Below are 15,487 nucleotides of genomic sequence, written 5' to 3'. Positions count from 1 at the left end.
ATTATATTTTTTTTCATCCGGCCAACTTTGATATAAACCAGTAACAGGCAATAAATCGCGCTATGAAATATCATCTTCCAGCAATGATTTGAGTCCGGCCGCTTTGTTTTCCAGTTCCAGCCATTCTTGCTCTGGATCAGAACCCGCCACAATCCCGGCACCGGCATACAGCGTCAATTGCTTCCCATCCACGCTGGCTGAACGTAATGCCACGCTGAATTCAGATTGTTGCCGGGACACATACCCTGCCGACCCGGCATACCAGCCACGACGAAACGGCTCATGCCGAGACAGAAATGCCCGTGCAGCCGCACGCGGCAACCCGGCCACCGCCGCCGTCGGCTGCAACAGATGCAGACACTCGCTATCCGTACTACCGCGTAACGTTGCCTGAATGGTTCGCCGCAGATGCTGCACCTTACGCAGGCGGATAATCTCCGGCGGCATCACATCCAGCGTCAACGCCACCTGATGCAGACGCTGGCAAATATCATCCACTACCAGCATGTTTTCACACTGATTCTTCACATCGTTCATCAGCCAGCTTGCCAGTTCGGCAGCTTTTTCGTCGTTATGATCACTGGCTACCGTGCCGGCCAGCGCTTCCGTTTCCAGACGCGTATGTCGACGTCGATAGAGGCGTTCAGGGCTGGAACCGAGAAACGCCTGATGCGGCGCAAACGCCAGCATAAAATGGTAACAGCGGTAATTGACCGCACGACTGGCCGCCATCAACGTGGTCGCACGCAATGGTTGGTCCAGTGATAAAACCGTGGCCCGCGCCGGTACTACCTTTTCCATCTGCCCGGCGGCGATATCCGCCAGCGCCTGATGCAATAGCGCAATCCATTGGCGGCGATCCGGGCAATGACGGGTGTCTTCAATGCGAGAGTGCAATGTCGGCAACGGTTGCAACGGCAACAACTGGCGCAAAAAATCCTGTGCATCGCGCGCATCGTCACGCAATGAGTCATCGCTAAACAAATTTACCCGTAAGCGGAGGCGCTGGCCTTGGCGCAACAATGCGATACGCGGCAGAAACAGAAACGCCGCACGATTGTCTTCCGCCGGACGCTGTTCAAACGCGTTCAATCCCCACAAACGCACGCTGTCATCCACATCATGACGCTGTAAGAATGCCTCTGCGTACGTAATGTCCTCAAAAACACGCACCTGACCACACACCGCAGCTTCTTCATCGTCCTGACGGTGCTGCCAGTAAAATTGCGGATAGAGTGGTTGCGCGGCAAGCCACGCCAGCAACTGTGAGCTGTCCTGCAATGGCAGGGTCAGCGTAATCGCATGGAAACCAGCTTGCTCCGGCAAGGGTTCGTCGAGCGCCTGATGCATCCGGCGCAGCAGGTCAGAAAATGGCTGCACATTCACCCCATAGCCTAACTGAAAGTAGGGAATTATACGGGGCTATCCCCACAAAAAAAAAGTCATTAGCCTGATACCTACCCCGTAATAACTTGCTTATCTGCCCAGCCGGTTTGCGGGCCACCTAACTTCCCGGTCTGACGTCGCCGCGTGACAACGCTCGAATGCGCCTGACCCTGACAGACCCACGTGTTTCGTTGTTCAATACGCAAGCGGGTTCGACTACTTGAAGTATGACGGGTATATATCTGTTTCCGATTAGCCCGACACCATTCAGTGACAAAATATCCTAAAATGATTTCGCTATAATTTCGCCCCTCTACCGCAAATAGTTACAAAAGGAAACACCCCTTTTATCCACATAAAAAACATGGATGATATTATTTCCACCCAGTTTTTTCGGCGTTTTACTCGCTATCTGATATTCCGCCGGCAAAAAGTATTCTCCCAATAAACCGTCATCATTTTTACTCTCTGGTTTAATGGAATTGCATTGCGGAGCGACATTTCCAAATAACGGAAACACACCTGCCATGTTCAACACCGGACCCATCGCGGCAGGTAGCAAGCGCCTTAGAGATTGTCCTGCAACTCGAATTATTTAGGGTATATGCCGCCATCGCACAAAATGAAAAAACGTTCGAGGTCAGGTAGCATTAAGTGATAAATATCCTGTCACTGACAACCTTAGAGTTGATTCCGCTATCATCAAATCTTCATTCCGCTTTATCATAAATTACCTTCTGACTGCCGGGCTTGTCCCGGCATTTTTTTATCTGCCGACTTATTATGGAATCCTTCCCGCATTTTCTGCTGATGAAACACATCCCTTTCGATAAAAGGTCGCGGTTGTGGTAAAAATATCTGCCAGGTTCAGCAACGATAGTTATTCAGCAATGAGTTCAACCTTAAGCCTCTCTCCTACGCTCACCCAGCTACAGCGATTAGATGGCCAAACGAGACAATTCGCCGTTCAGCCGGCGTTTTCCATGACAGGTCGATCCGCGTTGATCGTTGCTTCTGCCCGCACACTCGGTTATATCGGTGTATTGGTCGACATATCGTCGCTGCCGGAAACCGCCGCCAAACGGCGCAATTCGCCCCTGTTGCCGTGCCTTAGTGCGCTGTTACTACCGGCGGTCGGCTTCAGTATCCGTCTCATTACCCGTTCATCAGGAGCCTGATTTCATGCCTGCGGCTATCATGCGTTTCTTCCTGCTATTTATCCTGCTACTGCTGATGATGACCGGCACCTATAGCTATAACTATGTCAACAACTGGATGACGGAGAAAAAATCCACGCTGGCGGACATTGCGGAAGGGATGCAAAAGCGTATTGATGCCTACCGTTTCTTTACCGATCAGATTTACAAAAATCTAATCAGCGATACAACATCGTCTGATACCCCGAACGTCAGCCTGATCACGCTGATGCCGAATGTGTTTTATGTCGAGAAAAGCGGCCACAAAACCGATGCATTGATTTTCGGGCCGTATGAAAAAACCACCCTCGGCGCCATGCACCGGATATCACAATATTTGGATGTGTTGTGGGGAGCAAAAACCGATATCTATTCGATGTATTATCTGAACGGGTTGGACAATAGCCTGACGATGATTTCCACCCAACCGCTAAAGGATATCTCGTCACAATTTCGTGGCAGTTATCTTTCATCAATGGTGGAATCGCGCAAAACCGAGATGCTACAGCAGGCAAATACACTGGATGAACGGGAAAGCTTTTCACCTTTGCGCAAGCTACGTTTTTACAACGACTATTACTTTACCCTACGCACGACGTTCAATCAGCCGGGTCATCTGGCCACCGTTATTGCTTTCGATTTATCAATCAACGACTTAATCCCGCGGACCTTGTCGAGAGACAGCTTCATACTGCGCCAGCAGACGCCACCGGTCAACGCCGATGCCAGCGCAGATACCGACATCCCCACCGACATTCACCGTGAGGGGGCCTTGCTGGAAATCTCGGCTCAGTTGATGAATTCGCCGATCAAACTGGTTTATGCCATCCCACTGGGTAGGCTGGTGACGGATATGCTGCGCAATAATCTCTGGTTCATGGCGCTAAATCTGGCATTGCTGTTGATCTCGGCGGCAGGTTTCTACGCGTTACGCCGCTACTATGCCCGTCCAAAAGATGATTTGTCACATCATCTGAAAGAGCAGCAACAGATGTACGACGAGATAGTCAGCCGTATCCCGATAGGGGTACTGGTTTACGATTTCAGCAACAATAAAGTGATGGTGGCGAACACGCTGGCGGAGCGGCTCTACCCTCACCTCAGCCTGAAAAAAATCTCTACGCTGGCGGAGGAACACCAGGGGGTCATTCAGGCTACGGTGGACAACGAGATGTACGAAGTCCGCGTTTTTCACAGCCAGCATACACCGTCATTGTGCTTATTCCTGCTGCGTGAACAGGATCAGGAAATACTGATTACCAAAAAACTGCAGCTGGCGCAGCGCGAGTTCGACAAGAACGTCTCGGTTCGCAAGCGTTTGTTTCGCAACCTGAGTCAGGAGTTTAAACAACCGCTTTCAGCGGTACATCAGTTAGCGTTGGCGCTACGCAAAACCGACCATCCGGCTGAGCAACAAAAAATGATTCAGACGCTGATTGCCGAAACCAGCAGCGCTATCCGCCTGATGGAAAACATTGCGCTGCAGGCACGGCTGGAAACCGTAGAATGGAATCTGGTCCACGGCTCGTTTTCACCACTGACATTGTTCGACGACCTAATGCTGGAACTGCTGCCGCGTATCCAGCAGAAAGGACTTAAGCTGTTTAACCATTACAAACTCAACCCGCGACAGACTTATCTGGGCGACAGTGAATTGCTGAAGAAAACCCTGTCGCTGCTGCTGGATTACTCCATCACCAACACCGATTACGGCAAAATCACGTTATCCTGCGAGCAATCGGCACACTCTGCCGAGCAGTTGCTGATCCGCATTAGCGATACCGGAACGGATATTTCCGGTATGGAAAGAGATAATCTGGTGCATCCGTTTGCTACCCCTCCGCTATCCGATCGTTTCCGGCACAATTCCGGATTAACCCTATTTTTATGTAATCAGCTTTGCAACAAACTGGGCGGTCAACTGCAAATCAATAGTCGCCCAGGACTGGGAACCCAGTACGTACTGACGTTGAAACTGCAGCCGGAACCACTGCCTGCGGAAGAAGATGAGAAATTATTGGACGATATCACGCTACTTCTGAATATTACCTCGGACGAGGTTCGTACCATTGTCAGCCGAATGGTAAGCAGTTGGGGGGCGGAAGTCGTGGTGTACGATGAGCGGCTGGCGAACCAGAATGCGGACATCATTATTACTGATGATGCCAACAAGGTCACCAGCGATACATTGCTGGTCACCAGTGACGATACCCAGTTGATCCCGCTGGGGCAACGACGCTTGCGTACCAATTACAACATCAGCCAACTGCTGCAGGATGGTTTGCTGAAATTGATTGAACAACAGTTGGCGACCGACCAGGACGATAGCGCATCGGAAGAACAGGACGACATCGGCTTCTATGCTCGTCAGTTACACAGCAGTGACTACTATTCCTTGTTTGTCGATACAGTACCGGAGGATATCAAGAGACTATATACTGAGGCCCAATACGGCGATTTTTTGTCACTCGCGCAAACCGCACACCGCCTGAAGGGTGTCTTTGCCATGCTGAATCTCCATCCCGGCAAGCAGTTATGTGAAACGCTGGAAAAGCTTATTACCACCCAGGATCGTGCGCAAATAGAAATCTACCTTCAGCAGATCGAAGGTTTTGTCACAGCATTGCTGCAGCCAGGTGGCCAACAATACGAGTAAAAACAATGAGCAATCTAAACGTAATTATTGCAGACGACCATCCTATTGTTTTGTTCGGCATTAAAAAATCGCTGGAACAAATCGAATGGGTTAACGTCGTGGGTGAATTCGAAGACTCGACAGCCCTGGTTAATAATCTTCCCAAGCTGGATGCAAACGTCTTGATCACCGACTTATCCATGCCAGGAGATAAATACGGTGACGGCATCACTCTCATTAAATATATCAAGCGCCATTTCCCTCATTTGTCGATCATTGTCCTGACGATGAACAATAATCCGGCCATTCTCAGCGCCGTGCTGGAGCTTGATATCGAAGGGATTGTGCTGAAACAGGGCGCACCGACCGACCTGCCTAAAGCGCTGGCAGCGTTACAGAAAGGCAAGAAATTCACACCGGAAAGCGTTAGCAAAGTACTGGAGAAAATCAGCGCCAGCGGTTATGGCGACAAACGCCTGTCTCCCAAGGAAAGTGAAGTATTGCGTCTGTTTGCCGAAGGGTTCCTGGTGACTGAAATCGCCAGAAAGCTCAATCGCAGCATTAAGACCATTAGCAGCCAGAAGAAATCGGCCATGACCAAACTTGGGGTGGACAACGATATCGCGCTGTTAAACTACCTTTCTTCGGTCGGCGTATCATCGTCTGACAAAGAGTAACCTTCTTGTCGGCAAACAGGGAAGCCTGTTTGCCGACACATTCTTTATTGCATGACAGTATTACGACTGAGCCGTTTTCCCCTGTCTGACGAGATGGCTGTAATACGACAGTGATTGTTGCAATGTATCCAGCGTTACCGGCTTGGACAAACAATTATCCATACCGGCTTGCAGGCAACGTTGCCGCTCTTCCGCCAGTGCATTGGCCGTAACGCCAATCACCGGCAAGGTCTGTCCCATCTCCCGCAGTTGCTGGGTAAAACGATACCCGTCCATATTCGGCATGTTGACGTCGGTAAGCACAATGTCTACCGGATTTTTCGCCAGTACACCCAGAGCATCAAGCCCATCATTAGCGGTGATCACCTGATATCCTAGCGACCCAAGCTGGTCAGCCAGCAAACGGCGGTTAATCGGGTGGTCATCCACCACCAGCAGATGAATATCGCCATTCTCGGTGCGGCTATAACTCACCGCAGGCTGAGACGCCGCCACGGCCGGCAACGCATCTTCACCGCGATAAATACGTTGCAGCAGCGTCGGCAACTCATGCAGCACGGCAGTACTGTAAAGCCAATATCCTGCTCGTTGTTCCTGAGGCGCACCACCATGCGTTGCGCAAATCTCCACGCTGACGCGTGCCTTTGGCTCAACATCAGGCGTATGATCAAAAATCATAACGTCGTCGTTTCCTATCGCTTGCCCTTCATCGTATCGCCGTGCATCCAGACCACAGGCACTGAGCAGGCCCAGCAGATAACGTTCCATCAAGGCATTACGGATGTGCAGCCAGCACGTTTTTCCCTGTAAATCAGACAACTGCAATGTCTGGGGATAGTGAGCGCGATAAAGCGGAATACGAATACCGAATTCACTGCCAAGCCCAGGCTCAGATTCAATCGTAATGTCGCCATCCATCAGGCTGACCAGCTTTTCACAAATCGCCAGCCCCAGACCGGTGCCTTGAAAATGGCGCTGAACCCCGGTTCCAGCCTGAAAGAACGGGTCAAACAGTTTCATCACCGAGCGGGTATCAATCCCGACGCCGGTATCCCGCACTTTAAATACCAGGTAGCCCTCGTCGCTACACGCCACCTGAAACACGATACAGCCGGTATCGGTAAACTTGATGGCATTACTGAGCAGATTACTCAATACCTGCTGTAATCGCACCGCATCCCCCATTAACCGTGAGGGCACGTTAGGGTCGATATAGCAGTACAACTCGAGACGTTTTTTCACCACCAACGGTAAATAATTGTTTAAAATATGGTTTATCACTTCACGCGGTGCAAACTCACTGGGCTCGATCTTCAACTGTTCCGATTCGATCTTGGAGAAATCCAAAATGTCGCTGATGATCTTCAGCAACAGCGCCGAAGAATTTTGCATCGCGGTCACCAGCCGATTAGCATCTGACGGCAGCGATTTCGTCTGCAGCAAGTCCAGATTGCCGATAATCCCATACAGCGGTGTACGCAACTCATGACTGACGGTTGCCAGAAACATCGACTTAGACTGGCTGGCCTGCTCAGCGGCGTTAGCCATCTCCTGCAGCGACTCCTCCATGCGAACGCGGGCACTGACGTCAAGCAGTACGCAAATAGCGACGTTTTCATTGCGATAGCGCGAATGCACGAAACTGATTTGCAGGTGGTGATTACGCCCGGTCACCACATCCAGCGATTTGGACTGCTGTTCGCAAATAATCCGCACAATGCGCACCCGGTCTTCATACGTCAGCAGGCTAAGGTAGTTATGCGCCAGCTCGTTACTGAGAATATTGGTACCGTCGCTGATCCTTAAAATACAAATCCCTACCGGTGCCGAGGCGACGATCTTGCGGTTAAATTGCTCGTTCTCCTCCAGTTGGAAGGCGTTGCGTTCCGCGGGCAGAAAGATCTTGCGCTCAAATAATCTTGCCAATAAAAACAAACAGATAGCTGACGCCAGGTTCAACAATGCAATATTGATGATCAGCGTATTGAGCGACATCAGGATCACTTCCAGCGGCAACGAATAGACCACGGTCATTGATGTAGGCGGTAACGCCTTTTTCATCAACAGGGTTCCATAACCGTCGCTATAACCGAAGTAATTGTTCGAATCGGGATAATGGGTGGGGCTGTTGCCGCCAGACTGATTATCGGTGAGCTGCAGCAATACGTGATCATTTTGATCCAACAACCTGACGCTGAACGGCAGGTCGCCATTCAACATAAAATCATCCAGCCTGATGGTCTGTTCAATGCCCATCATGGTCACCAGATGGTTATCCACATACACCGGCGTCAACGCATACAAATACCCTACTTCCTGCGTCGGACCGGGCACCACCCAGAACAGGCTCTCTTCGCGGCGATTTCCCACCCGATTGGAATTCTGATTCTGTAACCGCTCTTGCACGCTTTTCAGCAGGCTGTCGCTATCCAGTGATTGATTACGGATACTAAAATCGACGATGCATTGCTGACTGCTATCGACGAAAAAGAGCCGATTCAGATCATAAACCGATGAGAAATCATCATGCCATTGTTCAAAAAATCCGCTCAGTGACTGTAACAAAGCCGGGGTTTTCGCGTATTGTTCGCCACAATTAAACGTGGGCGATAGCGGATAAATGGAAAACGGCGTTTTTGGCGTGGAAGACTTACGTTCGCGGGATAGGGATGAAACGCTAAATCGGTTGGCGGCAATGTATCTCAGTTCACGTGCGACATCCGTAGTATGACGAATATACCCCAGCGACTGTTCGAAATTGAGCGAGAAAATTTGGCGTAAATGCGATTCCCGTTGATTCAGTTCCTTGTTGACATAGAAAACTGAAATCAGTGCGCCCAGAATCCACAACGTAGTCGCCAGCACCCGGAACATATACCGGGAGATTTTGAGGGTAGACTGAAAAGAAGCAATAACTTTCAATGGCATACCGTAGAGGTTATCAGCACGGGAAAACACGGTCGGAATCAGTCGATACAGTACCGATCCCGCATAAAAAAAGCCAGCGCGTCAGGCGCTGGCTTTTGTCACTTTACCGACAGGAAAAAAGATTATTCATCATCTTCCGGCGTGTCATCGTCACTTTCCGGCTCGTCGATATCTTCTTCCGGCAGTTCGCCGTCAACCGGCACCACGCTGTCGAGTTCATCGTCTTCCACCGGCTCGGCCACTCGCTGCAGGCCGACCACGCGTTCATCCTCGGCGGTACGGATCAAGGTGACGCCCTGAGTATTACGGCCCACAATGCTGACCTCGGATACCCGGGTACGTACCAACGTACCGGCATCGGTGATCATCATGATCTGATCGGCGGAATCCACCTGCACGGCCCCCACCACGTTACCGTTGCGCTCACTGACCTTGATGGAGATAACGCCCTTGGTGGCGCGCGATTTCACCGGATACTCGGTAACGGCAGTACGCTTACCGAAGCCATTCTGCGTCACGGTCAGAATATCGCCTTCGCCACGCGGAACAATCAGCGACACGACACGATCGTCATCCTGCAGATTAATGCCGCGCACCCCGGTAGCGGTACGTCCCATGGTACGCACAGCGGATTCCGAGAAACGCACCACCTTGCCTTCGGCGGAGAACAACATCACTTCGTTGCTGCCGTCGGTCAGATCGACGCCAATCAGCTCATCGCCGTCATTCAGGTTGACCGCGATAATACCGGCGCTACGCGGACGACTGAACTCGGTCAGCGCCGTTTTCTTCACAGTACCGCTGGCCGTGGCCATGAACACGTTCATCCCTTCTTCGTACTCGCGTACCGGCAGAATAGCGGTAATACGTTCATCCTGTTCCAGCGGCAACAGGTTGATGATCGGACGACCGCGGGCGCCGCGGCTTGCCTCCGGCAATTGGTAGACCTTCAGCCAGTAAAGTCGGCCACGGCTGGAGAAACACAGGATGGTATCGTGGGTATTCGCCACCAGCAGACGGTCAATAAAGTCTTCTTCTTTGATGCGGGCGGCAGATTTACCTTTCCCGCCGCGGCGCTGGGCTTCATAGTCGGTCAACGGCTGATACTTCACATAGCCCTGATGCGACAGAGTCACCACCACGTTTTCTTCAGAGATCAGATCTTCAATATTGATGTCGGCGCTGTTGTGGGTGATCTCGGTGCGACGCGCGTCGTTATACAGCTCGCGGATCGCCACCAGTTCCTCGCGGATCACCTCCATCAGGCGCTCAGGACTACGCAGAATGAACAGCAATTCGGCAATCTGCGTCAGCAGTTCTTTGTACTCATCCAGCAGTTTTTCATGTTCCAGACCGGTCAGTTTCTGCAAACGCAGATCCAGAATCGCCTGCGCCTGCTGATCAGTCAGGTGATATTTGCCGTCATGAATGCCGAACTCAGGCTCCAGCCATTCCGGGCGTGCCGCGTCATCACCGGCGCGTTCCAGCATCGCCGCCACGCTACCCAGCTCCCACGCCTGCGCCACCAGCGCGATTTTCGCCTCGGCCGGCGTCGATGCATGGCGAATCAGCTCAATGATCGGGTCGATATTCACCAGCGCAATCGCCAACCCTTCCAGGATATGGGCGCGTTCGCGCGCTTTGCGAAGCTCGAAAATAGTGCGACGCGTCACCACTTCGCGGCGATGACGAACGAATGCCGCCAGAATTTCCTTCAGGGTCATCAACTTCGGCTGTCCCTGATGTAACGCCACCATGTTGATGCCGAACGATACCTGCATCTGGGTCTGGGAGTACAGATGGTTGAGTACCACCTCACCCACCGCATCACGCTTGATCTCAATGACGATACGCATACCGTCCTTGTCGGACTCATCACGCAACGCGCTGATGCCTTCGATACGCTTCTCTTTTACCAGCTCGGCGATCTTTTCAATCAGTCGCGCCTTGTTCACCTGATACGGGATTTCATGCACGATGATGGTTTCACGGCCGGATTTGGCATCCGCTTCCACTTCGGCGCGCGCACGGATATACACCTTGCCGCGACCGGTACGGTAAGCTTCTTCAATACCGCGTTTGCCGTTGATGATGGCGGCGGTCGGGAAATCCGGCCCCGGAATATGCTCCATCAGCCCTTCGACGCTGATGTTTTCATCGTCGATGTAGGCCAGACAACCGTTAATCACTTCAGACAGGTTATGGGGTGGAATGTTGGTCGCCATCCCGACTGCGATCCCGGAAGAACCGTTGACCAGCAGGTTGGGGATACGGGTGGGCATCACGTCCGGAATCTGCTCTGTGCCGTCATAGTTGGGCACAAAATCTACCGTTTCTTTATCCAGATCGGAAAGCAGTTCGTGGGCTATCTTCGACATGCGCACTTCGGTATAACGCATCGCCGCGGCGGAGTCGCCGTCGATGGAACCGAAGTTGCCCTGCCCGTCTACCAGCATGTAGCGTAACGAGAACGGCTGGGCCATACGTACGATAGTATCGTAAACCGCGCTATCACCGTGCGGGTGATATTTACCGATAACGTCCCCGACCACACGGGCCGATTTTTTATAAGGCTTGTTCCAGTCGTTACCCAATACATTCATCGCGTACAGTACGCGGCGGTGTACCGGCTTAAGACCATCGCGAACGTCCGGCAACGCACGCCCGACGATGACGGACATGGCGTAATCCAGATATGAACTTTTCAGCTCTTCCTCGATGTTGACCGGTGTAATTTCTCTGGCAAGGTCGCTCATGGAGCCGCTATCCCTCTATTCACATCTACCCGACTTTAAAAGGTGGAAAATCATATCATAAACCGGGGTTTCAGGGGAAACTTCACGCCGGTTTGCCGGCGCTTCTTTACCAGAGGCATCACGTTTCGTTACGACGAATGTTACCGCCGTCACAAGACATCGCCGCCATGAAGCCGCCGCATACGACTACAACAACCGCCTTGCGCTCGCTATACTCGGCCTCAATCAATATTAACGAGAGGGGATCACCCGCCATGAATACAGACACCACGAACCCCGCCGGCCTGAAGAACGCCGCCCCCACACCGAATGTCGACCTTGATGAAATCGCCAAATTCGAGGCCGTCGCCTCGCGCTGGTGGGATCTGGAAGGCGAGTTTAAGCCGCTGCACCGCATCAATCCGCTGCGCCTGAGCTACATCATCGAGCGTGCCGACGGTATTTTCGGCAAACGCGTACTGGATGTCGGCTGCGGCGGCGGTATTCTGGCCGAAAGCATGGCACGCGAAGGCGCTCAGGTTACCGGTCTGGATATGGGCGCAGAACCGTTGCAGGTTGCCCGACTGCACGCACTGGAAAGCGGTGTGACCGTCGGTTACGTGCAGGAAACGGTGGAAGCCCACGCCGATGCTCACGCCGGCGCCTACGACGTCGTGACCTGTATGGAAATGCTGGAGCACGTGCCGGACCCTCGCTCAGTAGTACAGGCCTGCGCCCGGCTGGTGAAACCCGGCGGCCATGTCTTTTTCTCCACCATCAATCGCAATGCCAAAGCCTGGTTGATGCTGATTGTCGGCGCCGAATACCTGACCAACATGGTGCCGCGTGGTACGCACGACATCAAAAAATTCATTCGTCCGGCGGAATTGTTGACCTGGGTGGACCAGACGCCGCTGCGCGAACGCCACATGACCGGGCTGCACTACAACCCGCTGCTGGACCGTTTCCGGCTCGGTGCGAACGTCGATGTCAATTATATGCTCCATACCAAGCATCCCGGCTGACGCCGCCGGGCGTCGACGGTTCGATTAACGCCTCTGGCCGATGGTTATTCCATCGGCTTTTTTTATCGATGATGAATACGTTTTCAGGCATAAACTGCGCCTCATCAACATTTGAGCAACATATCAAACTCAGATTATTCCCAATAACTTGTCTGAAACGCGGTTTTAATCCGCACGCGGCGGTTGTCAGCGGATAAGAAACCGGCGGTTGATCAATTTTTTTATTTTTTCTCCCCTGTAGTTGACAAAATAATGAGGCCGCACAGTGGCTGGGATTTAGCGCGCTTGTAACATTTATTCCCTATGTTATCCACAAGAGTAGGCCGTTTTGCTCACTTGCAATACGTCATTTTTCACATTATCTTGTTGTCAAAAGCTGGCCCACCCCCTATATATAGTGTTTACTTCTGACAGAAAACACTATTTTTTTGTTTGCGTTTTTTGTGAATGAAGACATGGGGAGGCCGATAAAAACAAAACTCGTGTCAAAAAACAGGTGCTACGCCACATGAACCAGAGTCTGCTTGTTACCAAACGCGATGGCAGTAAAGAACGCATCAATCTGGACAAAATCCACCGGGTAATCACCTGGGCAGCAGAAGGGTTACATAACGTCTCTGTTTCTCAGGTAGAACTGCGTTCCCACATCCAATTCTACGACGGCATCAAGACTGCCGATATCCACGAAACGATCATCAAGGCCGCCGCTGATCTGATCTCACGTGAAAGCCCGGATTATCAGTATCTGGCTGCGCGTCTGGCTATTTTTCATCTGCGCAAAAAAGCCTACGGTCAATTCGAACCGCCGAAACTGTACGACCATGTGGTGAAAATGGTCGAAATGGCAAAGTACGACCGCCATTTGCTGGAAGATTACACGGAAGAAGAATTCGCCCAAATGGACGCTTTCATCGATCACTGGCGTGACATGAATTTCTCCTACGCAGCCGTTAAACAGCTGGAAGGGAAATATCTGGTACAAAATCGCGTGACCGGTGACATCTACGAAAGCGCCCAGTTCCTGTATATTCTGGTCGCCGCCTGCTTGTTCTCCGGCTACCCGCGCGAAACCCGGCTGGATTACGTCAAGCGTTTCTACGATGCGGTATCGACGTTCAAAATCTCGCTGCCGACGCCAATCATGTCCGGCGTACGTACGCCAACCCGTCAGTTCAGCTCCTGCGTGTTGATCGAGTGCGGCGACAGCCTTGACTCCATCAACGCGACCTCCAGCGCGATTGTAAAATACGTTTCCCAGCGTGCCGGCATCGGCATCAACGCCGGCCGTATTCGTGCGCTGGGCAGCCCGATTCGCGGCGGCGAAGCGTTCCATACCGGTTGTATTCCGTTCTACAAACATTTCCAGACCGCGGTGAAATCCTGTTCTCAGGGCGGTGTGCGCGGCGGTGCGGCGACACTGTTCTATCCGTTGTGGCATCTGGAAGTAGAAAGCCTGCTGGTGTTGAAAAATAACCGCGGTGTGGAAGGCAACCGCGTGCGTCATCTGGATTACGGCGTACAACTCAACAAACTGATGTACCAGCGCCTGGTGAAAGGCGGCGACATCACGCTGTTCAGCCCATCCGACGTGCCGGGCCTGTACGATGCGTTCTTCAACAATCAGGATGAATTCGAACGCCTGTACGTCAAATATGAGCAGGACGACAGTATCCGCAAGCAGCAGATCAAAGCCGCAGAGCTGTTCTCGCTGATGATGCAGGAACGCGCCTCCACCGGCCGTATCTATATTCAGAACGTTGACCACTGCAACACGCACAGCCCGTTTGACCCACAGGTTGCGCCGGTACGCCAGTCCAACCTGTGTCTGGAAATCGCCCTGCCGACCAAGCCGCTGGAAGACGTCAACGACGAAAGCGGCGAAATCGCGCTCTGCACCCTGTCGGCTTTTAACCTGGGCGCCATCAGCTCGCTGCACGAATTGGAAGAATTGGCGACGCTGGCGGTACGCGCGCTGGATGCCCTGCTCGATTATCAGGACTATCCGATCCCGGCGGCCAAACGCGGCGCGATGGGCCGACGCACCTTGGGTATTGGTGTTATCAACTTCGCCTACTATCTGGCGAAACACGGTGTGCGCTACTCTAACGGCAGCGCCAATAATCTGACGCATCGCACCTTCGAAGCGATTCAGTATTATCTGCTGAAAGCCTCGAACCAGTTGGCTCGCGAACAGGGCGCCTGCCCGTGGTTCAATGAAACCACCTATTCGCAGGGTATTTTGCCTATCGACAGCTACAAGCGTGATCTGGACAATATTTGCAGTGAACCGCTGCACCATGACTGGGAAACGCTGCGTAAGGACATCCAGACCTATGGTCTGCGTAACTCCACGCTGTCTGCACTGATGCCGTCTGAAACCTCGTCGCAGATTTCCAATGCCACCAACGGCATTGAGCCGCCGCGCGGTCACATCAGCGTGAAAGCGTCAAAAGACGGTATCCTGCGTCAGGTAGTGCCGGAGTATGAAACGCTGAAAGACGCTTATGAGCTGCTGTGGGATATGCCCTCTAACGATGGTTACCTGCAGTTGGTCGGTCTGATGCAGAAATTCATCGATCAGGCGATTTCCGCCAACACCAACTACGACCCGGCGCGTTTCCCGTCCGGAAAAGTACCGATGACGCAGTTGCTGAAAGATTTGCTCACGGCGTATAAATTCGGGTTGAAGACCCTCTACTATCAAAATACCCGCGACGGTGCCGAAGACGCGCAAGACGACCTGCTGGACACCGCTGCGCAGGATGACGGCTGCGAAAGCGGCGCGTGTAAAATCTAAGCACGGCGCCGGGGTAGTCTGGTGAATTCAGATACCCCGGAATGACGATATTCCTCATCTCGTCGCGTCTGTTCCAGTCTGGTATAGACGCGACGCCGCCCGCTCGGG

Annotated in this window: 9 protein-coding genes; 5 read left to right on the top strand and 4 right to left on the bottom strand. The window is 52.4% G+C overall.

The features are described from left to right. Window positions 1–60: 60 nt before the first annotated feature. Window positions 61–1,386, bottom strand: coding sequence for an isochorismate synthase MenF (gene menF / locus FDP13_RS03030; protein ID WP_143838551.1), 1,326 nt, complete (start codon window positions 1,384–1,386; stop codon window positions 61–63). A 313-nt stretch (window positions 1,387–1,699) separates the two neighbouring features. After that, window positions 1,700–1,915, bottom strand: coding sequence for a hypothetical protein (locus FDP13_RS03025; RefSeq protein ID WP_143838550.1), 216 nt, complete (start codon window positions 1,913–1,915; stop codon window positions 1,700–1,702). Window positions 1,916–2,369: 454 nt separating this feature from the next. On the opposite strand from FDP13_RS03025, the gene FDP13_RS03020 reads away from it, so the two are divergent. Genes FDP13_RS03020 through rcsB form a run of 3 tightly spaced genes read left to right on the top strand, consistent with a single transcriptional unit; the run spans window position 2,370 to window position 5,894 of the window. Continuing rightward, window positions 2,370–2,564, top strand: a complete 195-nt coding sequence (locus FDP13_RS03020; RefSeq protein WP_143838548.1) for a hypothetical protein — start codon at window positions 2,370–2,372, stop codon at window positions 2,562–2,564. Between the two features lie 4 nt (window positions 2,565–2,568). After that, window positions 2,569–5,238, top strand: a complete 2,670-nt coding sequence (rcsD, locus tag FDP13_RS03015; RefSeq protein WP_143838546.1) for a phosphotransferase RcsD — start codon at window positions 2,569–2,571, stop codon at window positions 5,236–5,238. A 5-nt stretch (window positions 5,239–5,243) separates the two neighbouring features. After that, on the top strand, window positions 5,244–5,894 hold the full coding sequence (gene rcsB / locus FDP13_RS03010) for a response regulator transcription factor RcsB (RefSeq protein WP_143838544.1): 651 nt from the start codon (window positions 5,244–5,246) through the stop codon (window positions 5,892–5,894). A gap of 60 nt (window positions 5,895–5,954) precedes the next feature. On the opposite strand, the gene rcsC is transcribed toward rcsB, so the two are convergent. Both rcsC and gyrA read right to left on the bottom strand, forming a co-directional pair. Continuing rightward, window positions 5,955–8,822 (bottom strand): two-component system sensor histidine kinase RcsC, encoded by a 2,868-nt coding sequence (gene rcsC / locus FDP13_RS03005; RefSeq protein WP_143838611.1) that lies wholly within the window; start codon window positions 8,820–8,822, stop codon window positions 5,955–5,957. Between the two features lie 122 nt (window positions 8,823–8,944). Then, a complete protein-coding gene (gene gyrA, locus FDP13_RS03000) occupies window positions 8,945–11,578 on the bottom strand; it encodes a DNA topoisomerase (ATP-hydrolyzing) subunit A (protein WP_012770693.1) in 2,634 nt (877 codons plus the stop codon). Between the two features lie 254 nt (window positions 11,579–11,832). Here gyrA and ubiG point away from each other — a divergent pair, with 254 nt between their 5' ends. Both ubiG and nrdA read left to right on the top strand, forming a co-directional pair. Beyond that, the gene (gene ubiG, locus FDP13_RS02995; RefSeq protein ID WP_143838543.1) at window positions 11,833–12,582 is read left to right on the top strand and encodes a bifunctional 2-polyprenyl-6-hydroxyphenol methylase/3-demethylubiquinol 3-O-methyltransferase UbiG; all 750 of its coding nucleotides are present in this window, start codon (window positions 11,833–11,835) and stop codon (window positions 12,580–12,582) included. A 508-nt stretch (window positions 12,583–13,090) separates the two neighbouring features. Then, window positions 13,091–15,379 carry a class 1a ribonucleoside-diphosphate reductase subunit alpha gene (gene nrdA, locus FDP13_RS02990; protein ID WP_143838541.1) on the top strand — a complete coding sequence of 763 codons (2,289 nt, stop codon included), beginning with the start codon at window positions 13,091–13,093 and terminating at the stop codon, window positions 15,377–15,379. Window positions 15,380–15,487 lie beyond the last annotated feature (108 nt).

It is taken from the genome of Dickeya sp. ws52 (assembly GCF_007210685.1).
Lineage (GTDB): Bacteria > Pseudomonadota > Gammaproteobacteria > Enterobacterales > Enterobacteriaceae > Dickeya > Dickeya chrysanthemi.
Note: the sequence above shows the minus strand (reverse complement) of the source record. Positions and strands in the feature narration are given on the sequence as shown.